This window comes from Citrobacter telavivensis (genome assembly GCA_009363175.1).
GTDB classification, from domain to species: Bacteria; Pseudomonadota; Gammaproteobacteria; order Enterobacterales; family Enterobacteriaceae; genus Citrobacter_A; species Citrobacter_A telavivensis.
In genome coordinates, this window is the sequence record CP045205.1 from 3,646,534 (window position 1) to 3,665,777 (window position 19,244).

Annotated in this window: 25 protein-coding genes; 16 read left to right on the forward strand and 9 right to left on the reverse strand. The window is 53.8% G+C overall.

What is annotated here, in order from left to right; genetic code table 11:
- Positions 1–25 precede the first annotated feature (25 nt).
- The 3 genes from flgD to flgB are packed head-to-tail and all read right to left on the reverse strand — an operon-like array spanning position 26 to position 1,560.
- Complete coding sequence (flgD, locus tag GBC03_19840) at positions 26–724, reverse strand: flagellar hook assembly protein FlgD (GenBank protein ID QFS72293.1); 699 nt, start codon at positions 722–724, stop codon at positions 26–28.
- Between the two features lie 11 nt (positions 725–735).
- On the reverse strand, positions 736–1,140 hold the full coding sequence (gene flgC / locus GBC03_19845; protein ID QFS72294.1) for a flagellar basal body rod protein FlgC: 405 nt from the start codon (positions 1,138–1,140) through the stop codon (positions 736–738).
- A 3-nt stretch (positions 1,141–1,143) separates the two neighbouring features.
- A complete protein-coding gene (gene flgB, locus GBC03_19850) occupies positions 1,144–1,560 on the reverse strand; it encodes a flagellar basal body rod protein FlgB (protein ID QFS72295.1) in 417 nt (138 codons plus the stop codon).
- 156 nt (positions 1,561–1,716) lie between these two features.
- Between flgB and flgA the strand changes: the two genes are divergently transcribed.
- The 3 genes from flgA to flgN all read left to right on the forward strand — a co-directional run bounded on the left by flgA (position 1,717) and on the right by flgN (position 3,191).
- Positions 1,717–2,373: a flagellar basal body P-ring formation protein FlgA gene (flgA, locus tag GBC03_19855; GenBank protein QFS72296.1), complete on the forward strand. Its 657-nt coding sequence runs from the start codon at positions 1,717–1,719 to the stop codon at positions 2,371–2,373.
- Between the two features lie 93 nt (positions 2,374–2,466).
- Positions 2,467–2,760: an anti-sigma-28 factor FlgM gene (gene flgM, locus GBC03_19860; protein QFS72297.1), complete on the forward strand. Its 294-nt coding sequence runs from the start codon at positions 2,467–2,469 to the stop codon at positions 2,758–2,760.
- A gap of 8 nt (positions 2,761–2,768) precedes the next feature.
- Positions 2,769–3,191 (forward strand): flagella biosynthesis chaperone FlgN, encoded by a 423-nt coding sequence (flgN, locus tag GBC03_19865; protein ID QFS72298.1) that lies wholly within the window; start codon positions 2,769–2,771, stop codon positions 3,189–3,191.
- 43 nt (positions 3,192–3,234) lie between these two features.
- On the opposite strand, the gene murJ is transcribed toward flgN, so the two are convergent.
- From murJ to rimJ, 4 genes are all read right to left on the reverse strand, one after another.
- A complete protein-coding gene (murJ, locus tag GBC03_19870; GenBank protein ID QFS72299.1) occupies positions 3,235–4,770 on the reverse strand; it encodes a murein biosynthesis integral membrane protein MurJ in 1,536 nt (511 codons plus the stop codon).
- A gap of 110 nt (positions 4,771–4,880) precedes the next feature.
- Positions 4,881–5,804, reverse strand: coding sequence for a gfo/Idh/MocA family oxidoreductase (locus GBC03_19875; GenBank protein ID QFS72300.1), 924 nt, complete (start codon positions 5,802–5,804; stop codon positions 4,881–4,883).
- A 1-nt stretch (position 5,805) separates the two neighbouring features.
- A complete protein-coding gene (locus GBC03_19880) occupies positions 5,806–6,453 on the reverse strand; it encodes a DUF480 domain-containing protein (protein ID QFS72301.1) in 648 nt (215 codons plus the stop codon).
- 9 nt (positions 6,454–6,462) lie between these two features.
- Positions 6,463–7,047, reverse strand: coding sequence for a 30S ribosomal protein S5 alanine N-acetyltransferase (gene rimJ, locus GBC03_19885; protein ID QFS72302.1), 585 nt, complete (start codon positions 7,045–7,047; stop codon positions 6,463–6,465).
- Positions 7,048–7,343: 296 nt separating this feature from the next.
- Here rimJ and mdtH point away from each other — a divergent pair, with 296 nt between their 5' ends.
- The 10 genes from mdtH (at position 7,344) to GBC03_19935 (ending at position 14,837) form a co-directional block, all read left to right on the forward strand.
- Positions 7,344–8,552, forward strand: a complete 1,209-nt coding sequence (gene mdtH, locus GBC03_19890; protein ID QFS72303.1) for a multidrug efflux MFS transporter MdtH — start codon at positions 7,344–7,346, stop codon at positions 8,550–8,552.
- 63 nt (positions 8,553–8,615) lie between these two features.
- Positions 8,616–9,263, forward strand: coding sequence for a glutaredoxin 2 (gene grxB, locus GBC03_19895; protein ID QFS72304.1), 648 nt, complete (start codon positions 8,616–8,618; stop codon positions 9,261–9,263).
- Between the two features lie 130 nt (positions 9,264–9,393).
- Entirely contained in the window at positions 9,394–9,954 is a 561-nt protein-coding gene (locus tag GBC03_19900; protein QFS72305.1) for a lipoprotein, read from the forward strand.
- A 102-nt stretch (positions 9,955–10,056) separates the two neighbouring features.
- Entirely contained in the window at positions 10,057–11,103 is a 1,047-nt protein-coding gene (gene pyrC / locus GBC03_19905) for a dihydroorotase (protein ID QFS72306.1), read from the forward strand.
- Between the two features lie 77 nt (positions 11,104–11,180).
- Positions 11,181–11,426: a DNA damage-inducible protein I gene (gene dinI / locus GBC03_19910; GenBank protein ID QFS72307.1), complete on the forward strand. Its 246-nt coding sequence runs from the start codon at positions 11,181–11,183 to the stop codon at positions 11,424–11,426.
- A 353-nt stretch (positions 11,427–11,779) separates the two neighbouring features.
- Positions 11,780–12,034: a biofilm formation regulator BssS gene (gene bssS / locus GBC03_19915; GenBank protein ID QFS74078.1), complete on the forward strand. Its 255-nt coding sequence runs from the start codon at positions 11,780–11,782 to the stop codon at positions 12,032–12,034.
- Between the two features lie 115 nt (positions 12,035–12,149).
- Positions 12,150–13,271 (forward strand): N-methyl-L-tryptophan oxidase, encoded by a 1,122-nt coding sequence (gene solA / locus GBC03_19920; GenBank protein ID QFS72308.1) that lies wholly within the window; start codon positions 12,150–12,152, stop codon positions 13,269–13,271.
- A 46-nt stretch (positions 13,272–13,317) separates the two neighbouring features.
- Positions 13,318–13,431: a DUF2770 domain-containing protein gene (locus tag GBC03_19925; protein QFS72309.1), complete on the forward strand. Its 114-nt coding sequence runs from the start codon at positions 13,318–13,320 to the stop codon at positions 13,429–13,431.
- A 261-nt stretch (positions 13,432–13,692) separates the two neighbouring features.
- Entirely contained in the window at positions 13,693–14,265 is a 573-nt protein-coding gene (locus GBC03_19930) for a cytochrome b (GenBank protein QFS72310.1), read from the forward strand.
- Positions 14,262–14,837: a YceI family protein gene (locus tag GBC03_19935; GenBank protein ID QFS72311.1), complete on the forward strand. Its 576-nt coding sequence runs from the start codon at positions 14,262–14,264 to the stop codon at positions 14,835–14,837. The genes GBC03_19930 and GBC03_19935 overlap by 4 nt, the downstream gene beginning before the upstream one ends.
- An 86-nt stretch (positions 14,838–14,923) precedes the next feature.
- Here GBC03_19935 and GBC03_19940 read toward each other — a convergent pair whose 3' ends face one another.
- Positions 14,924–15,976: a rhodanese-related sulfurtransferase gene (locus GBC03_19940; GenBank protein ID QFS72312.1), complete on the reverse strand. Its 1,053-nt coding sequence runs from the start codon at positions 15,974–15,976 to the stop codon at positions 14,924–14,926.
- A gap of 225 nt (positions 15,977–16,201) precedes the next feature.
- On the opposite strand from GBC03_19940, the gene lpxL reads away from it, so the two are divergent.
- The 3 genes from lpxL to GBC03_19955 all read left to right on the forward strand — a co-directional run bounded on the left by lpxL (position 16,202) and on the right by GBC03_19955 (position 18,958).
- Positions 16,202–17,122 carry an LpxL/LpxP family Kdo(2)-lipid IV(A) lauroyl/palmitoleoyl acyltransferase gene (lpxL, locus tag GBC03_19945; GenBank protein ID QFS72313.1) on the forward strand — a complete coding sequence of 307 codons (921 nt, stop codon included), beginning with the start codon at positions 16,202–16,204 and terminating at the stop codon, positions 17,120–17,122.
- Positions 17,123–17,281: 159 nt separating this feature from the next.
- Positions 17,282–18,502 (forward strand): multidrug efflux MFS transporter MdtG, encoded by a 1,221-nt coding sequence (gene mdtG, locus GBC03_19950; protein QFS72314.1) that lies wholly within the window; start codon positions 17,282–17,284, stop codon positions 18,500–18,502.
- An 81-nt stretch (positions 18,503–18,583) separates the two neighbouring features.
- Positions 18,584–18,958, forward strand: a complete 375-nt coding sequence (locus GBC03_19955) for a secY/secA suppressor protein (protein ID QFS72315.1) — start codon at positions 18,584–18,586, stop codon at positions 18,956–18,958.
- Here the strand turns inward: GBC03_19955 and GBC03_19960 are convergent, their stop codons facing one another.
- Complete coding sequence (locus tag GBC03_19960) at positions 18,959–19,186, reverse strand: YceK/YidQ family lipoprotein (GenBank protein ID QFS72316.1); 228 nt, start codon at positions 19,184–19,186, stop codon at positions 18,959–18,961.
- Between the last annotated feature and the right edge of the window lie 58 nt (positions 19,187–19,244).

Genomic DNA, 19,244 nt, shown 5'->3' on the forward strand with positions numbered 1-19,244 from the left:
GATTACTCCTGGTTAGTGTGAAGGCTTAGATTATCTGCCGTACTTCGTCGAGGGTGGTGGTTCCGTAAGTGCCCAGATCCAGGGTGTTACCGCTGCTGCTGCGAATCACCCCTTGCACCAGCGCAAATTGCAGTGGTTGCGCCACCAACTGCGTCGTATCTTTGCTGGCGGTTATCGCCACGTTATACGAGCCGTTTGCCGCCGTCGTGCCATCGGTCAGGGTGCCATCCCAGGTAAAGGTATGGACACCGGCCTTCAGCGCGCCAATATCAATGGTGCGCACCACTTTGCCGTCTTTGTCGGTAATGGTAGCGGTGACTTTGTCAGCCGGCTGTTGCAACTCAACGCCAAACGGCGTGGTCGTGGTGGTGGCCCCCTCTTCGGTGCCTTTCCCCGCCAGAATGGTGGTGCCGGGGATCATCACACCATGACCAATCAGCGTGCTGGCCTGTAATGACTGGCTGTTGTCGATCTGCCCGGAAATCGACCCGAGGGTGGTATTGAGTTTCTCAATACCACTGACGGTGCTGATCTGCGCGAGCTGCGTGGTCAGCTCGTTATTCTGCATCGGGTTGGTCGGATCCTGGTTTTTCAGTTGTGCCACCAGCAGCGTCAGAAAGCTGCTTTGCAGATCGGCAGCATTGCTGCCTGACAGGGAACTCCCGCTGCCCGTGTTTTTCACACCGGTGTTAGTCGGATCGTTAACGTTTACCGCAATAGACATGGCTGCCTCCTTTACTGGCCCAGTGTCAGCGTTTTAAGCATCATGCTTTTAACGGTGTTGAGGACTTCGACGTTCGCCTGATAGCTGCGGGAGGCCGACATGGTATTAACCATTTCGCCCACCACATCGACGTTAGGCATCTTCACGTAGCCATTGGCATCGGCCAGCGGATTGCCTGGCTCATAGACCAGCTTGTCCGGTGCCTGGCTCTCAATGACGTCCGACACTTTCACGCCGCCCGTTGCCGCACCAGGCGCCGCATCCACCTGGAAGACCACCTGCTTTGCGCGATACGGTTGACCATCCGGTCCCGTAACGCTGTCGGCGTTGGCCAGGTTACTGGCTGCCACGTTCAGGCGCTTGGACTGCGCCGTTAATGCCGAACCGGCAATATCAAAAATATTCAGCAGCGCCACGGATTAGTTCCCCCCCTGTAGCACGTTCATCATGCCTTTAATCTGTCCGCTCAGTGCGGTCAGACTCATCTGGTACTTCAGGCTGTTATCCGCAAACTGCGTGCGCTCCCGGTCCATATCAACGGTATTGCCATCGAGCGAAGGCTGGTCGGGAATGCGATAGAGCAGATCCGTAGACGGTGCCGTGATGGCCTGGGCGGGAATATGCTGTGCGGAGGTTAATGCCAGCGACACACCGCTGGTTTCTTGCCGTCCACGCACCATGACTTTTTTTAACTCACTGGCAAAATCCATGTCGCGCGCCTGATACCCCGGCGTATCGGCGTTAGCAATGTTGGCGGCCAACACCTCTTGCCGTTGGGCGCGCAGATTCAGCGCTTCCTGTTGAAAACGTAAAGCGGCATCGAGCTTATCGAGCATATCTCCTCCGCAGATGACAAAATTCAGCCGACAGCTTAAATCCCATTACGCGCGCGTTATCGCTGGAATAAACGCAAAATGGGTCGCTATTTATTGCGTTGATGGTTGCGTCACACGGGTAGAATCCTGTCATTGCGAAAACGGTGGGAGGTGAAAATGCAAACGTTAAAACGTGGATTAGCCATGCTGGCGCTGCTGTTCAGCCCCCTGACGCTGGCACAGGATTTGAATACGCAGTTGACTGACTGGTTCGTCCAGCGCCTGGCGGGATTCAGCGACGACGTGGTCGTTACCGTCCGTACCCCGCCCAATCTGCTGCCGCATTGTGAAACGCCGGCGTTCAGCATGACCGGGGCAAAACTGTGGGGGAACGTGAATGTGCTGGCACGTTGCGCCAATGAAAAACGTTACCTGCAGGTCAACGTGCAGGCGACGGGAAACTATGTGGTCGCCGCCGCGCCCGTTACCCGTGGAGGGACGCTTGGCCCAACCAGCGTTACGCTAAAACGCGGGCGCCTTGACCAACTTCCCCCCCGCACCGTGCTGGATATCAGCCAGGTTCAGGACGCGGTAAGTCTGCGCGATCTTGCGCCAGGACAGCCTATCCAGCTCAATATGTTGCGTCAGGCGTGGCGTATTAAGGCCGGGCAGCGCGTGCAGGTGGTTGCCAACGGCGATGGGTTTAGCGTCAATGCGGAAGGTAAGGCACTGAACAATGCGGCGGTCGCGCAGAACGCACGTGTGAGAATGTTATCGGGTCAGGTCGTCAGCGGTATCGTCGATCCTGATGGGAATATTCTTATTAACCTATAATGAGTTAAAGATTCTGTCGCGGCTGCCGATAGTGATTACACATTAGATGATAGCTGGCCGCTACAGCATAACCCCTCGATGAGGATGATAAAAATGAGCATTGACCGTACCTCACCTTTAAAACCCGTTAGCACCGTCCAGGCGCGTGAAGCCACGGATGCGCCGGTCCTCAAAGCACGTCAGGAAAAAACCTCGACGGCAACCAGTACCAGCGTGACGTTAAGCGATGCTCAGGCAAAACTGATGCAGCCTGGCGCGGGTGATATCAACATGGAACGCGTTGAAGCACTGAAAACCGCTATTCGTAACGGTGAGCTGAAGATGGACACGGGAAAAATTGCCGACTCGCTGATTCGCGAGACGCAGAGCTATCTCCAGAGTGAGTAACTGACCGTATGACTCGCTTGTCAGAAATACTCGATCAGATGACGGCTGTCCTGAATGACCTGAAGACGGTAATGGACGCCGAACAGCAACAACTTTCCGTGGGCCACATTAACGGTAGCCAGCTGCAGCGTATTACAGAAGAAAAAAGTTCTCTGCTGGCGACCCTGGACTATCTGGAACAACAGCGACGTCTGGAACAAGACCCACCGCGTAGCGCGAATGATGACGTGGCCGAACGCTGGAAAGCGATTACCGATAAGACGCAGTACTTACGCGACCTGAACCAGCATAACGGCTGGCTGCTGGAAGATCAGATTCAGCGCAATCAACAAGCGCTTGAGGTTTTGAAGCCGTATCAGGAACCGTCACTGTACGGCGCGAACGGTCAACCCTCTTCTGCCTCTCGCGGCGGGAAAAAATTCTCTATTTGATGGTTTCCGGATGGCGGCATTTCGCCATCCGGAACGGTTTCGGTTACGCCGTCCGGCGCGCAAACTCTTTCACTTTAAAGCCCATCACCGCCAGCGTGGCAAAGTAGGCGGCGATACCGGCAACTACCACCGCCATCAGGCGAAGCAGACGCCACGGCATCGTCCCCTGCGACCACTCCGGCATAATGTGCAATATGCCAACCAGCACGGCTGCCATCACCAGCACGGCTATAATCAGACGGACTAAAAAACGCATCCAGCCGGGTTGCGGGGTGAAAATATTCTGCTTGCGCAGTTGCCAGTACAGCAGCCCCGCGTTCAGACAGGCGGCGAGACCAATCGACAGCGACAGCCCGGCGTGCTTCAGCGGCCCAATGAACGCGAGGTTCATCAACTGGGTCATGATAAGCGTCACAATGGCAATTTTAACCGGCGTTTTGATGTCCTGACGCGAATAGAAGCCCGGTGCCAGCACCTTCACCACAATCAGCCCCATCAGCCCCACGGAATAGGCAATCAGCGCCCGCTGCGTCATCAGTGCATCAAAGGCGGTGAATTTACCGTACTGAAACAATGAGGTAATCAATGGTCCTGACAGGATCCCAATCGCCACCGCGCTTGGCAGCGCCAACAGGAAGCACAGTCGCAGTCCCCAGTCCATCAGACGACAGTATTCATCATGGTTACCGCTGGCGAAGCTTTTCGACAGCGAAGGCAGCAGGATTGTCCCCAGCGCCACCCCCAGTACACCCGACGGGAATTCCATCAGGCGATCCGCGTAGTACATCCACGAAACGGAACCGGACGCGAGGAAGGAGGCGAAAATGGTGTTGATGATCAGTGAGATCTGACTGACGGAGACGCCGAGGATCGCCGGGCCCATTTGCTTCACGACGCGCATCGCGCCCGCATCGCGGAAGTTAACCCGCGGCAGCACCAGCATGCCGATTTTTTTCAGATGCGGAAGCTGATAAACCAGCTGTAGTACGCCACCGACGGTGACTGCCCATGCCAGCGCCAGTACCGGCGGATTGAAATACGGCGCGGCAAATAGCGCGAAACCAATCATGCTGATGTTCAAAAACGTAGGGGCAAACGCCGGAATGGAGAAGCGGTTCCAGGTATTGAGAATCGCCCCAACCAGCGATGCCAGCGAAATCAGCAGAATGTACGGAAAGGTGATTTGCAGCAGTTTGGTGGTCAGCGCGAATTTATCGGCGGTGTCGGCAAAACCCGGTGCCGTCACCATGATCACCCACGGCGCCGCCAGCATCCCGGCGACGGTGACCACGGCAAGCGCCAGCGTCAGCAGTCCCGAGACATAAGAGACAAACACGCGGGTGGCATCTTCGCCCTGCTTGCTTTTGTATTCAGCCAGAATCGGAACAAAGGCCTGAGAAAAGGCCCCTTCCGCAAAAATGCGGCGTAACAGGTTGGGTAATTTGAATGCCACAAAAAAGGCATCGGTTGCCATTCCGGCACCAAAGATTCTGGCGACAATCGCGTCACGTGCAAAACCCAGCACACGTGAAAACATCGTCATTGAGCTGACGGCGGCCAGCGATTTTAATAGGTTCATTGCTTTTTTATTCCAGACCCTACGGCAAAACGCCTGCAGTGCAGGCGTTGGAAGAGGCGCTTAGTCTACCTGGATTATGGTGAATTACTACCGCCAGATGTTACAGGGGGTTATTCGCTCATCGCCTCGCGCCAGAGCTTTTCCACCACGCGCTGTGCAAGGATCGCCTGCTCACCGGCGGTTTCCGGAACCGTCTGATTTTGTAAGCATTCCACAAAATGGCGCGCGCAACCGGCGAATCCGCGCTGTTCAAGCGTGGTTTGCCAGCCGGGTACCGGTTTGTGCACCACGCCCTGCCCACGCTCTTCACGCCACTCGCGCATATCCGTCACGTCAATCAGCCCGCCATCGGTCACCGCCTGTACGCTCTCGCGCTGACTTCCCGCCCGACGATGCATGCTGGTCGTCAATTGCAACTGACCGGCAGTGAAATGGTGCTCGGCATACAGCATCTCGCCAGCGTCGTTGGTGAGTAGCGTCCCGTTGTTGAGCTGCGCGTGCCCCCCCGCCAGCCACAGCGCGGTGTCCACGACATGCAGATAGTCATCCAGCAGCGTAAACCGCAGGTCGTGGGGCCCCACGCTGTCGGTACGATGCTTATCCATTCGCACAGAGGCAGCAGCGCCCAGTCCGGCCTTTAGCTCGCGATACAGCGGGGCAAAGCGGCGATTAAACCCGACCATCAATGTCAGCTTTTTCTTCGCCGCCAGCGCCACCAGCCGTTCGGCATCCGCTAAATTTTCCGCCAACGGCTTATCAACGCAGACATGCACGCCCGCATTGAGCAATTCACTAACGACGGCATAATGGGTCGCCGTACTGGAGTGGACAAACACCGCGTCGCAGTCAGCGGCGAGGTCGGTCAGCGACCCCGCATACGGGATGCGCCAGGCTGCACAGATTTTCTCTGCTTTTTCGCGCGACGGCGACCAGGCGGCCTGTAACGTCCAGTCGCTGGCGTTGCCGAGCACGGGTAGCCAGGCTTTCTGGGCAATGCCCCCCAGACCGACCACCCCGATACGTAATTTTGTCACGTTACTCTCCCAGATGTTCCAGCAGCGACTCGAGCCGTTGTTTCAGCGCAGCGACTTCGCTTTCCAGCGCCTCGACGCGAGCCTGTAAATCCCCGGTCGCCGCGTGTGGCTCATCGGCCTGGGCAATCGGCTCATGCACTTCGCCGCAGAACAGATGCATATAACGACTTTCACGCTTACCCGGCTCCCGGGCCAGACGCACGACGTAAGGACCATCCTCACGCGTCGCCAGGCGCTCCAGCGTCGTTTCCACTTCCGCCATGTCGCTGAATTCGTACATCCGCGACGCGCGGCTGCGCAATTCACCCGGCGTTTGCGCGCCACGCAACAGCAGCGTCGTGACCAGCGCCACTTCCGCCGGACTCAGTTTCAGTTGACCAAATTCCGAGTTACAGAAGCGCTGCTCGTACTTGGTGACTCGACTTCCAAAGCCGCTGACCGTACGCAGAAAATGGCGTTTTACCAGATTGTCGAGCAGTTCTTGTACCTCGCGATCCGCCATATTCATCACCGGTTCACGGTTGGTTTTCTGATTGCAGGCGGTGACCACGCTATTAACGGAGAGTGGATATTGCTCTGGCGTGGTGACCTGTTTTTCAAGCAAACAGCCAATTACGCGAGCTTCAGCGGCAGTTAATTCATATTTCATAAGGTGTCCTCACCGACCTGCGGTCCATTCTGATGTCGTTAACGCCGTCAGCACGTGATCGCGCCATTGTCCGTCAATCAACAGATAATTTTTCGCGTAGCCTTCTTTTTCAAAGCCGAGTCGCGCCAGTAAATCGCCGCTGCGTTTATTGTGCGGCATGTAGTTCGCCATAATGCGATGAATATGTTGCGTACGCTGCATATAACGGATAGCGGCGGTCAGCGCTTCAAACATCAGCCCCTGTCCCTGCCATTTCTGCGCAATGGAATAGCCCAGATAGCAGGCATGGAAAGACCCGCGCACCACGTTAGAAAAGTTTGCTACCCCGATTATCTCCTTTTCATCAGGATCCAGCAGCGCAAAGTAATACGCGGAACCTTGCTTGTGAAATTCGGCAATCATGCCGAGCCGCGCCTGCCAGCCGGAGGGATAGCAGTGGCTTTCATCACGAATCGGTTCCCAGGGTTTCAAGAAATGACGATTTTCTGCGTAATAATCCGCCAGACGCCAGGCATCACGCTCATGCACTAAACGCACGACCAGGCGGTCGGTGGTTAAGCGCACTTTTGGCACGTTACTGCGATAGCCAAACATAGTTATTCCAACTCCTTCCCGAATCGCCGTCGTTATACCCTGATTGATTTACTATACCTGTGCAAAACCACCCTGTGAAAAGTGCAATTTGCCATTTTTTGAATTATTCCTCCATTTTGATGAAAACTCTCTATCAAGATGGACTTTTGATAAAAAAATATTGTCCCGGCGAGGGTGGGCAAAAAGGCAGCAAAGCCGCAGAATAGGAGGTACTTCGCTTTATATACTCTCAATCATCCGAATGCCGCAAATACGGTTGCAATTCGAAGAATGACGAGTGTTTCCCGGGAGGGGAAATGTCGCGTGTCTCGCAGGCCAGGAACCTGGGTAAAACTTTCCTGCTCATCGATAATATGCTGGTCGTGTTGGGCTTCTTCGTCGTGTTCCCGCTGATCTCAATTCGTTTCGTCGATCAAATGGGCTGGGCTGCCGTGATGGTCGGTATTGCGCTTGGCCTGCGCCAGCTTATTCAACAGGGGCTGGGAATTTTTGGCGGCGCGGTTGCCGACCGCTTTGGCGCGAAACCGATGATCGTCACGGGTATGCTGATGCGCGCCGCCGGGTTTGCCACAATGGGAATCGCCCATGAACCCTGGCTTTTATGGTTCTCCTGTTTCCTCTCCGGTCTCGGCGGCACGTTGTTCGATCCGCCGCGCTCTGCGTTGGTGGTAAAACTGATTCGCCCGCATCAGCGGGGTCGCTTCTTCTCAATATTGATGATGCAGGACAGCGCAGGGGCCGTTATCGGCGCGCTATTAGGCAGTTGGCTGTTGCAGTATGACTTCCGTCTGGTCTGCGCCACCGGGGCTCTGTTGTTCGTGCTTTGCGCCGCCTTTAACGCCTGGCTGCTGCCCGCGTGGAAACTCTCTACCGTGCGTATTCCGGTACGGGAAGGGATGGGTCGGGTGCTCAGTGACAAACGCTTTGTCACCTATGTGCTGACGCTGGCGGGCTATTACATGCTGGCGGTACAGGTCATGCTGATGCTGCCGATTATGGTCAATGACATCGCCGGTTCGCCTTCAGCCGTGAAATGGATGTATGCCATTGAGGCCTGCCTCTCGCTGACGCTGCTCTACCCTATTGCGCGCTGGAGCGAAAAACGGTTTCGTCTTGAGCATCGTCTGATGGCCGGTCTGCTGTTGATGTCACTGAGTATGTTACCCGTAGGACTGGTGAGTGACTTGCAACAGTTGTTTACGCTGATTTGCACCTTCTATATTGGTTCGATCATTGCCGAACCTGCCCGTGAAACGCTCAGCGCCTCGCTGTCAGATGCGCGGGCGCGCGGCAGTTATATGGGTTTTAGCCGACTGGGGTTAGCCATAGGAGGTGCTATCGGGTATATCGGCGGCGGTTGGCTGTTTGATATGGGGAAACTGCTCCAGCAACCGGAGCTGCCGTGGATGATGCTGGGGATTATTGGCGTCATCACGTTCCTGGCGCTGGGCTGGCAGTTCAGCCACAAGCGCACGCCGCGCGGCATGCTGGAACCCGGAGCCTGATTTGATACCTGCGCGTGTCTCCTCCATACTGAAAGGGAACTGACAGTCAAATGGAGGAGAAACGTGAAGCTTTATATTTACGATCACTGCCCTTTCTGCATCAAAGCCCGCATGATTTTCGGCCTCAAGAATATCCCCGTCGAACTGAATGTCTTAGCCAATGACGATGACGAAACCCCAACCCGCATGATTGGCCAGAAAATGGTGCCCATTCTGCAAAAGGACGACAGCCGCTATCTGCCTGAAAGCATGGACATCGTCCATTACGTCGATAAACTGGATGGCAAACCGCTGCTCACCGGCAAGAAAAACCCAGCCATTGACGAGTGGTTGCGCAAAGTGAACAGCTACGCCAATCACCTGCTGCTACCCCGCTTTGCAAAATCCGCGTTTGATGAATTTTCCACTCCATCAGCACGTAGATACTTTACTGAAAAGAAAGAGGCGATGATTGGCAGTTTTGCCGACCATCTTGCCCATTCCGCTGGCCTGACAAAAAAGATCAGTGACGATTTACGCGCACTGGATAAGCTCATCGTGCAGCCAAATGGCGTGAACGGTGAACTTTCCGAAGACGATATCCAGTTATTTCCCCTACTGCGTAATCTGACGCTGGTGGCCGGTATCAACTGGCCGACACGTGTCGCAGACTATCGCGACAATATGGCGAAACAGACGCAGATCAATCTGTTATCATCAATGGCGATTTAACGCTCACCGGCGGTGGCCAGGTCACACAGGCTACCGCTATTTTCAGTTTTTTCTACTGGCGGAGTTCGCGCTGGTGACACATGCTGCGTTATGTCAGGATTATGACGACCGCATCATGTAGAGGAACCCCATGAAGAAGATTTTTTTTGCCGCCGCATTGATCGTTGGCGGCCTGTTGACCGGCTGTAATCAGCTCACACAGTACACCGTAAGCGAACAAGAAATTAATCAGGCGCTTGAAAAGCGCAACAACTTTGCCAAAGATATCGGACTTCCGGGCGTTGCCGATGCGCATATCGTACTGAACAACCTTTCCAGCCAGATCGGACGTGAAGAGCCGAACAAAGTGACGCTGACCGGCGACGCAAACCTGGATATGAATTCACTGTTTGGCAGCCAGAAAGCGACCATCAAGCTGAAACTGAAAGCGCTGCCGGTCTTTAATAAAGAAAAAGGGGCCATCTTCCTGCAGGAAATGGAGGTGGTGGATGCCACCGTGACGCCGGAAAAAATGCAGTCGGTGCTGCAAACCCTGATGCCCTATCTGAACCAGTCGCTGCGTAATTACTTTAATCAGCAACCGGCCTATGTCCTGCGTGAAGACAGCAGCAAAGGCGAAGCGCTGGCGAAAAAATATGCCAAAGGCATTGAGGTGAAACCGGGGGAAATCATCATCCCGTTCACGGATTAACCGACAAAGGCGCTGCGGCGCCTTTTTTTACGTGCAAACGAAAACGTTTCCGCATATCCTTTGTTTCCGGCAAAAATGACATCCCCCAGCCGGAGCATATTGATGACTGCACCCTCCCAGGTTTTAAAGATCCGCCGCCCAGACGACTGGCATCTTCACCTTCGCGATGGCGAAATGTTGAAGACGGTCGTGCCGTACACCAGCGACATTTATGCACGTGCGATAGTGATGCCCAACCTGGCGCCACCAATCACCACGGTGGATGCGGCTATCGCCTACCGCCAGCGCATTCTTGATGCGGTCCCTGCCGGACACACCTTCACGCCGCTGATGACCTGCTATTTAACGGACACACTGGATCCCGCTGAACTGGAGCGAGGTTTTCGCGAAGGCGTATTCACCGCAGCCAAACTCTATCCGGCCAATGCCACCACCAACTCCAGCCACGGCGTCACCTCCATTGACGCCATCATGCCGGTCCTTGAGCGTATGGAAAAACTCGGTATGCCGCTGCTGGTGCATGGCGAAGTCACCCACGCTGATATCGACATTTTTGACCGCGAAGCGCGCTTTATTGAAACGGTGATGGAACCTCTGCGCCAGCGCCTGCCCGCGCTGAAAGTCGTCTTTGAGCACATCACCACCAAAGATGCGGCGGAGTATGTCCGTGACGGTAACGAGTTACTGGCTGCGACGATCACGCCACAGCACCTGATGTTTAACCGTAATCACATGCTGGTTGGAGGGATTCGCCCACACCTCTATTGCCTGCCGATCCTCAAGCGCAATGTGCACCAACAGGCATTGCGAGAACTGGTTGCCAGCGGTTTTGAACGCGCCTTCCTCGGCACCGACTCCGCCCCGCATGCCCGTCATCGTAAGGAATCGAGCTGTGGCTGCGCCGGATGCTTTAACGCGCTAACGGCGCTGGCGAGTTACGCGAGCGTATTTGAAGAGATGAATGCCCTGGCGCACTTTGAAGCCTTCTGTTCACTGAACGGTCCGCGATTCTACGGCCTGCCGGTGAATGAGACCTTCATTGAACTGGTACGTGAGGAGCAGCAGGTGCCGGAGAGCATCGCGCTGGCCGACGATACGCTGGTACCGTTCCTCGGGGGCGAAACGGTACGCTGGACGATTAAAAAGTAAAAAAAAATCAGCGCCGCCTGTTGTAACCTGGTCAGGTTAACTGTATAAATAACCAGTATATTCAACAGGGGGCCATTATGCGTATTGAAGTCACCATTGCTAAAACTTCACCTTTGCCTGCCGGTGCGATTGACGCCCTGGCAGGTGAACTCTCCCGCCGTATTACTCACCACTTTCCCGATAATGACGGTAACGTAACCGTTCGTTACGCCGCGGCGAATAATTTGTCCGTGATTGGCGCGACGAAAGAGGATAAAGAACGGATCAGCGAAATTCTCCAGGAAACCTGGGAAAGCGCCGACGACTGGTTCATTAAAGAATAAAAATGCTATGCCGTAGTCTCTTTTGCCGGGTCGCCCCGGCTTTTTTATCCTGTCATTTTTTATCCTGTTATCCTTCAGACAACCTCTTTACTGGCATCATTTAAAAATCCCCCGCGCCCCTGATAATTGATTATATTTTCACCTGTTGCTCAAAAACATTGCACAACATACTTAAAAAGCGTGAACAAGATGGTGATTAATTACTCACAAATTCTTAATTTGCAGAAATTTATGCTCCCCCCTCTTTAAAATCTCAGTGAATACCCTTATTTATTGATATACTGAAGTTGCTTCAGATAAAAACGCATTGAACCTCGAAAACCGTTGTCTTGTAACACGAATTAGGGGGCATGATGGAAAAGAATAATGAAGTCATTCAGACTCATCCGCTTGTGGGATGGGACATCAGCACCGTAGATAGCTATGACGCGCTGATGCTGCGTTTGCACTACCAGACTCCGAATCGTCCTGAACCCGATGGTACGGAAGTCGGCCAAACGCTCTGGTTAACCACCGATGTTGCCAGACAATTTATTTCGATATTAGAAGCCGGCATTGCCAAAATCGAATCCGGCGATTACCAGGTCAATGAGTACCGTCGGCATTAACGAGACGGACATTATCACTTAAAAAGGCACCTTCGTGGTGCCTTTGCTATTTCTGGGTTGTATTACGCATTTCACTTATTTACTCTGCATCAAACGCGACAGCAAAGAGAAACCGATGAAATACGACTTAATCATTATAGGCAGCGGGTCCGTTGGGGCAGCCGCAGGTTATTATGCCACTCGCGCCGGGTTAAACGTTCTGATGACCGACGCACATATGCCGCCGCATCAGCAGGGCAGCCATCACGGCGATACGCGGCTGATACGCCACGCGTACGGTGAAGGTGAAAAATACGTTCCACTGGTGCTACGTGCGCAGGCGCTGTGGGACGAACTCTCCACCCATAATGAAGAACCAATATTTGTACGCTCCGGCGTCATCAATCTCGGCCCAACCGATTCGCCCTTCCTGGCGAACGTCGCGCACAGCGCAAAACAGTGGCAACTGAACGTTGAGCAACTGGATGCTACCGCCATTATGGCGCGCTGGCCTGAAATTCGCGTCCCCGCAGACTACACCGGTCTGTTCGAAGCGGATTCCGGTTTTTTACGCAGCGAGCTGGCGATAAAAACCTGGATCCGTCTGGCAGAAGAAGCCGGATGCGCACAACTCTTCAACTGCCCGGTGACGGCCATTCATCATGATGATGACGGCGGGGTCACCGTTGAAACGGCTGATGGCGAGTACAGTGCAAAGAAAGCGCTGGTGAGCGCCGGTACCTGGGTTCAGACCTTAATCCCCGATCTGCCAATCCAGCCGGTACGAAAAGTGTTTGCCTGGTATCAGGCCGATGGTCGCTATAGCATCAAGAATAAATTCCCGGCCTTCACCGGTGAACTACCCAATGGCGATCAGTACTACGGTTTCCCGGCGGAAAATGACGAGCTGAAAATCGGTAAGCACAACGGCGGGCAACTTATTCATTCAGAGGCGGAACGCAAACCGTTTGCCAGTATCGCCAGCGATGGGTCCGAAGCGTTCCCGTTTCTGCGCAATGTCCTTCCAGGGGTCGGCTGTTGTCTGCACGGTGCGGCCTGCACCTATGACAACTCGCCGGATGAAGACTTTATCATCGACACGCTACCTGACCACGACAACACGCTGATTGTGACCGGGTTAAGTGGTCACGGTTTTAAATTTGCCTCGGTATTGGGTGAAATTGCCGCTGACTTTGCCCAGGGAAAACCATCGGCCTTTGACCTGACGCCATTCAGGCTCTCCCGATTTAAGGCATAATCGCTAACTGGCCTCGTAGTGAGGCCTTTTTTATGGTGATTTAAATATGCGTCGTCTGTTTCTTTATCTGGTCAACAATATTCGCGAGCATTTCATGCTCTACGTTATTTTGTGGTCGCTGCTGGCCATTCTTGATGTTATTTACATCCTGTTTTACTGAGCCTGCTTTATTGACAAATATTGACAAAAGCTGAAAGTTATCTAATTTTCTTTTTGATTTTTTGAATAATATATTCACTTCAACAACCCCGCCAATTGTCACAATACTGTCGTTTATGCCGAATGAATTGAACGGAATCTAAAAGTTCATGCAAAATTATTGAAATAACTTCAAATATCACTCTCATTGTTATTTTTTAGTTGCATTTATGTCTCTGACACGCCATTTTCATTCAATCCTGAGATATGAAATGGAATTTTTATGCAGTTTTCAAATACTCCTCAACGGTATGGTTTTATTTCCGCCCTGCTTCACTGGCTGACCGCTTTAGTGGTCTACGGTATGTTTGCCCTCGGCCTCTGGATGGTGACGCTGAGCTATTACGACGGCTGGTATCACCAGGGGCCGGAACTGCATAAGAGCATTGGGATCCTGCTGATGATGGGGCTGGTCGTTCGGGTTATCTGGCGTCTGCTCTCCCCACCGCCAAAGGCGCTGAAAAGCTATTCGGCCCTGACCCGAGCGGGTGCGACGCTGGGACACCTCGCGTTGTACCTCCTGTTGTTTAGCATTGTCATCAGCGGTTACCTGATCTCGACGGCGGACGGCAAACCGATTAGCGTTTTCGGCTGGTTTGACGTCCCGGCGACCTTCGCAGATGCCGCTGTTCAGGCCGATCTCGCCGGAAGCGTACACCTGTGGCTGGCCTGGACCGTGGTTATTCTTTCCATTCTGCATGGCCTGATGGCCTTTAAACACCACTTTATCGATAAAGACGACACCCTGAATCGCATGTTGGGTAAGTCGTCATCTGACTATGGAGCTCAAAAATGAAAAAAAGCCTGCTGGGTTTAACTCTCGCCTCTCTGCTGTTTGCCACCGGCTCCGCCGTCGCGGCGGATTATAAAATCGACAAAGAGGGACAACATGCCTTTGTTAATTTCCGCATTCAGCACCTGGGGTATAGCTGGTTATACGGAACGTTCAAAGACTTCGACGGAACCTTTACCTTTGATGAAAAGGATCCCGCGGCAGATAAAGTGAACGTGACCATCAACACCAGCAGCGTCGATACCAACCACGCCGAGCGTGATAAGCACCTGCGCAGCGCTGACTTCCTGAATGCGGCGAAATTCCCGCAGGCGACCTTTACCTCTACCAGCGTGAAGAAAGACGGTGATGAACTGGATATCACCGGGAACCTGACGCTTAACGGCGTGACGAAACCGGTAACGCTGGAAGCGAAGATGATCGGTCAGGGGGACGATCCGTGGGGCGGCAAACGTGCGGGTTTTGAAGCCGAAGGGAAAATTAAGCTGAAGGATTTCAACATCACCACCGATCTCGGCCCTGCCTCGCAGGAAGTGGATTTGATCATCTCGGTGGAAGGCGTTCAGCAAAAGTAAAAGAGACATGATGCCCGATAGCGCGTTGCTATCGGGCCTGACATTGCTGGCCGGATACGTATTGTCACCGCCATCCGGCAACACGATTATTCGGCGGGATCCGGAATCCCCAGTTTCGTATTCAGCCGTCCACGCGACTTATTAAAGATCTTATTGCCGTTCTCGCGCCCCGCACGAAGGCGACGCTGTTCTTCTTCCGGCAACACGCTCTCTTCGCAGCAGATCTCGCTACAGCAGCCGTTGTACTTCTGCGCACACGCCGGACACTGAATAAACAGCAGATGGCAACCGTCATTTTTACAGTTCGTGTGGCTGTCGCACGGCGCGCCGCACTGATGACAATGGGCAATCACCTCATCCGAAATGCGCTCACCCATGCGCTCATCAAACACAAAGTTTTTGCCGATGAAACGCACCGGTAACCCCTGCTCACGGGCTTTGCGCGCATACTCAATGATACCGCCTTCAATGTGCCACACTTTGCTGAAGCCGTTGTGCTTCATCCAGGCGCTGGCTTTTTCGCAGCGAATGCCGCCGGTGCAGTACATCACTATCTTTTTATCTTTGTGTTCCTGCATCATCTCGACCGCTTTTGGCAACTGCTCACGGAAGGTGTCGGCCGGAATTTCCAGCGCATTCTCAAAATGGCCCACTTCATATTCATAGTGGTTACGCATATCGATGAACAGCGCATCCGGGTCGTCGAGCATCGCGTTCACTTCAGCGGCCTTCAGATAATCGCCGACATCACTGGCGTCAAAGCTCGGATCCTCAATGCCATCCGCCACTATCCGCTCACGCACTTTCATCCGCAGCACCCAGAAGGATTTCCCGTCGTCCTCCAGCGCAATATTCAGACGCACGCCGTCGAGTGCGGGATCAAAGGCATACAACTGCTGGCGAAACGCCGCAACCTGGCTTTGCGGTACGCTGATTTGGGCGTTAATTCCTTCATGCGCCAGATAGATGCGACCAAAAACATTCAGCGCTGTTAACTTTTGATACAACGCATCGCGTGTGGCCTGCGGGTCTGCGATGGTAAAATATTTATAGAATGAAATGGTTGTGCGCGGCTCAGTTTCAGCCAACATCTGGGCTCTGAGGGCGTCATTGGAAATGCGGTTATGTAACACTGGCATGGTGTACGAGTCCTGCAATAAGTGAAAATCAGAATCGGCGGCATCATATAGCAATCAGTGCCAATTTACATCCATACATTTTGCGCTACATTTCTTTCTTCAAACTAAAAAATTAACAACATTTGCTGCATTTATCGCCATCCTGGAGCCACAAATTTTTTCTGAAAGCGAAAAAATGCAACAATACAGATAATTGCCCGTTTTAAGGTATACAACAGGAAAGACATGACGAATTTACCTAAGTTCTCCGCAGCATTACTGCATCCACGGTATTGGTTAACCTGGCTCGGTATTGGCTCACTTTGGTTGGTCGTGCAGTTGCCCTATCCGATTCTCTATCGTCTTGGCCATACGATCGGCCACCTGGCGTTTCGTCTGATGAAGCGTCGGACGAAAATTGCATATCGTAATCTCGAACTCTGTTTTCCCGAGATGAGCGAGCGTGAACGCCATGCGATGGTGGTCAAAAATTTTGAATCCGTCGGTATGGGCCTGCTGGAAACCGGAATGGCCTGGTTCTGGTCCGATCGTCGCATCGCCCGCTGGACCGAAGTGATCGGCATGGAGCATATTCGTGACGTTCAGGCCCAGCAGCGAGGCATTTTGTTGGTGGGGCTGCACTTTTTAACTCTGGAACTGGGCGCGCGCCAGTTTGGCTTGCAGGAACCCGGCATCGGCGTCTATCGGCCGAATGATAATCCACTGCTCGACTGGCTCCAGACCTGGGGACGTATGCGCTCCAACAAATCCATGCTCGATCGCAAAGACCTGAAAGGGATGATTAGGGCGCTGAAAAAAGGCGAAGTGGTCTGGTATGCGCCAGACCACGACTATGGCCCGCGCTCCAGCGTATTCGTCCCGCTTTTTGCCGTCGAGCAGGCCGCCACCACCTCCGGCACCTGGATGCTCGCGCGAATGTCCAGCGCCTGCCTGGTGCCGTTTGTGCCGCGTCGCAAGCCCGATGGCAAAGGCTACCAGTTGATTATGTTGCCGCCAGAGTGCTCACCGCCGCTGGATGACGCAGAGACCACCGCCGCCTGGATGAACAAGGTTGTCGAGAAGTGCATCATGATGGCGCCGGAACAGTACATGTGGCTGCACCGCCGCTTCAAAACGCGTCCTGCCGGCGTACCTTCCCGCTATTAAATCCTGCAAAGCAGTCCTTTCGGGCTGCTTTTTCACCACTTTTAGCGATAAAAGCTCCCCACATTGCGACCCCCCGCCTACAGGCGCATAATGAATATGCTTAATTTATATTCGTTTTTTTGCCCGATCGCGCTAACAGCGCATCACACGCGGATCGCTATGTCACCCTCTGATACCCCCATCAACTGGAAACGTAATCTCACCGTCGCCTGGCTCGGCTGTTTCTTAACCGGCGCCGCATTTAGCCTGGTGATGCCGTTTTTACCGTTATACGTCGAACAACTCGGCGTGACGGGCCACAGTGCGCTCAATATGTGGTCCGGGCTGGTTTTCAGTATTACGTTTCTTTTCTCCGCTATCGCCTCTCCCTTCTGGGGCGGACTCGCTGACCGTAAAGGCAGAAAGATAATGCTGCTGCGCTCTGCGCTGGGGATGGCGATAGTGATGTTGCTGATGGGCGTTGCGCAGAATATCTGGCAGTTTCTGGTACTGCGCGCGCTGCTTGGACTGCTGGGCGGATTCGTCCCCAACGCCAACGCGCTGATCGCCACCCAGGTCCCGCGTAATAAAAGCGGCTGGGCGCTGGGAACGCTCTCTACTGGCGGCGTCAGCGGTGCGCTGCTCAGCCCGCTGGCGGGCGGCCTGCTCGCCGACCAGTATGGCCTGCGCCCGGTTTTCTTCATCACCGCAACGGTACTGCTGATCTGTTTTTTACTGACGCTGTTTTTTATTCGCGAGAACTATAAACCGATCAGCAAGAAAGAGATGCTGCGCGTCCGGGAAGTGGTCGCCACGCTTAAAAACCCGAAACTGGTACTGAGTCTGTTTGTCACAACACTGATTATCCAGGTGGCGACCGGGTCCATTGCGCCAATTCTGACGCTTTACGTGCGGGAACTGGCAGGTAACGTCAGTAATATTGCGTTTATCAGCGGGATGATCGCCTCCGTGCCCGGCGTCGCCGCGTTACTCAGCGCGCCACGGTTAGGCAAGCTGGGGGACCGCATCGGACCGGAGAAAATCCTCATCGTCGCGCTGATTCTTTCTGTTTTACTGCTGATCCCGATGTCCTTTGTTCAGACCCCGTGGCAACTGGCGGTACTGCGTTTTTTACTGGGAGCTGCCGACGGCGCGCTGCTACCGGCGGTGCAGACGCTGCTGGTCTACAACTCTACAAACCAAATTGCCGGGCGCATCTTCAGTTATAACCAGTCGTTTCGCGATATTGGCAACGTGACCGGCCCATTAATGGGCGCAGCGATTTCCGCTAACTATGGCTTTCGCGCGGTCTTTCTGGTCACCGCCGGGGTGGTGCTGTTTAACGCCATTTATTCCTGGAACAGCCTGCGCCGTCGCGCGCTCTCGCGAACCGTGGGATGATTTTTCAGCATTCATACTTGCATAACCGGAGAATCAGCTATTCTTTCCCTGAATACCTCGTCAAATCAAAGGGAGACTCTGATGACCATGTATGCAACGCTGGAAGAAGCCATTGACTCAGCCCGTGAAGAATTTATGGCGGACCATCCTGAGCTTGAGCAGGACGAAGCCAATGTACAGCAGCTTAACGTGCAAAAGTACGTGCTACAGGATGGCGACATCATGTGGCAGGTCGAGTTTTTTGCCGACGAAGGAGAGGAAGGCGAATGCCTGCCGATGCTCAGTGGCGAAGCTGCCCAAAGCGTCTTTGACGGCGATTATGATGAGATAGAGATCCGCCAGGAATGGCTGGAAGAGAATACGCTGCACGAATGGGATGAAGGTGAATTTCAGCTTGAGCCCCCGCTGGACACCGAAGAGGGTCAAACCGCAGCCGATGAGTGGGATGAACGGTAATTACTCGTAAGGGCCGTGATGCATATCGAGCGGCAACAGCAGCGTATCAAACACCAGCGAGAAGGGCAGATCGAGGATGGTGACATAGCGCCATGCTGAGTCCCGGACGTCCCACTGCACTCCCGGATAGTACTGGTTGCCATGCCCCTGCCCGGGGATTGTCCGACTGATAATGCTGCCGCACCCGCTTAATAGCATTACCATGATACCCACCGCTATGAGTCGCACGTGATACCTCATCATTCGTTTTCTTCAGTATAAAAAAATACCGGCGCAGGCCGGTATT

Excerpts from the sequence above, each read along its gene's own strand:
- flgD (QFS72293.1), bottom strand. The coding sequence starts at position 724 with ATGTCTATTGCGGTAAACGTTAACGATCCGACTAACACCGGTGTGAAA.
- flgB (QFS72295.1), bottom strand. The coding sequence starts at position 1,560 with ATGCTCGATAAGCTCGATGCCGCTTTACGTTTTCAACAGGAAGCGCTG.
- flgA (QFS72296.1), top strand. The coding sequence starts at position 1,717 with ATGCAAACGTTAAAACGTGGATTAGCCATGCTGGCGCTGCTGTTCAGC.
- flgM (QFS72297.1), top strand. The coding sequence starts at position 2,467 with ATGAGCATTGACCGTACCTCACCTTTAAAACCCGTTAGCACCGTCCAG.
- flgN (QFS72298.1), top strand. The coding sequence starts at position 2,769 with ATGACTCGCTTGTCAGAAATACTCGATCAGATGACGGCTGTCCTGAAT.
- murJ (QFS72299.1), bottom strand. The coding sequence starts at position 4,770 with ATGAACCTATTAAAATCGCTGGCCGCCGTCAGCTCAATGACGATGTTT.
- GBC03_19880 (QFS72301.1), bottom strand. The coding sequence starts at position 6,453 with ATGAAATATGAATTAACTGCCGCTGAAGCTCGCGTAATTGGCTGTTTG.
- rimJ (QFS72302.1), bottom strand. The coding sequence starts at position 7,047 with ATGTTTGGCTATCGCAGTAACGTGCCAAAAGTGCGCTTAACCACCGAC.
- mdtH (QFS72303.1), top strand. The coding sequence starts at position 7,344 with ATGTCGCGTGTCTCGCAGGCCAGGAACCTGGGTAAAACTTTCCTGCTC.
- GBC03_19900 (QFS72305.1), top strand. The coding sequence starts at position 9,394 with ATGAAGAAGATTTTTTTTGCCGCCGCATTGATCGTTGGCGGCCTGTTG.
- pyrC (QFS72306.1), top strand. The coding sequence starts at position 10,057 with ATGACTGCACCCTCCCAGGTTTTAAAGATCCGCCGCCCAGACGACTGG.
- dinI (QFS72307.1), top strand. The coding sequence starts at position 11,181 with ATGCGTATTGAAGTCACCATTGCTAAAACTTCACCTTTGCCTGCCGGT.
- bssS (QFS74078.1), top strand. The coding sequence starts at position 11,780 with ATGGAAAAGAATAATGAAGTCATTCAGACTCATCCGCTTGTGGGATGG.
- solA (QFS72308.1), top strand. The coding sequence starts at position 12,150 with ATGAAATACGACTTAATCATTATAGGCAGCGGGTCCGTTGGGGCAGCC.
- GBC03_19925 (QFS72309.1), top strand. The coding sequence starts at position 13,318 with ATGCGTCGTCTGTTTCTTTATCTGGTCAACAATATTCGCGAGCATTTC.
- GBC03_19930 (QFS72310.1), top strand. The coding sequence starts at position 13,693 with ATGCAGTTTTCAAATACTCCTCAACGGTATGGTTTTATTTCCGCCCTG.
- GBC03_19935 (QFS72311.1), top strand. The coding sequence starts at position 14,262 with ATGAAAAAAAGCCTGCTGGGTTTAACTCTCGCCTCTCTGCTGTTTGCC.
- GBC03_19940 (QFS72312.1), bottom strand. The coding sequence starts at position 15,976 with ATGCCAGTGTTACATAACCGCATTTCCAATGACGCCCTCAGAGCCCAG.
- lpxL (QFS72313.1), top strand. The coding sequence starts at position 16,202 with ATGACGAATTTACCTAAGTTCTCCGCAGCATTACTGCATCCACGGTAT.
- mdtG (QFS72314.1), top strand. The coding sequence starts at position 17,282 with ATGTCACCCTCTGATACCCCCATCAACTGGAAACGTAATCTCACCGTC.
- GBC03_19955 (QFS72315.1), top strand. The coding sequence starts at position 18,584 with ATGACCATGTATGCAACGCTGGAAGAAGCCATTGACTCAGCCCGTGAA.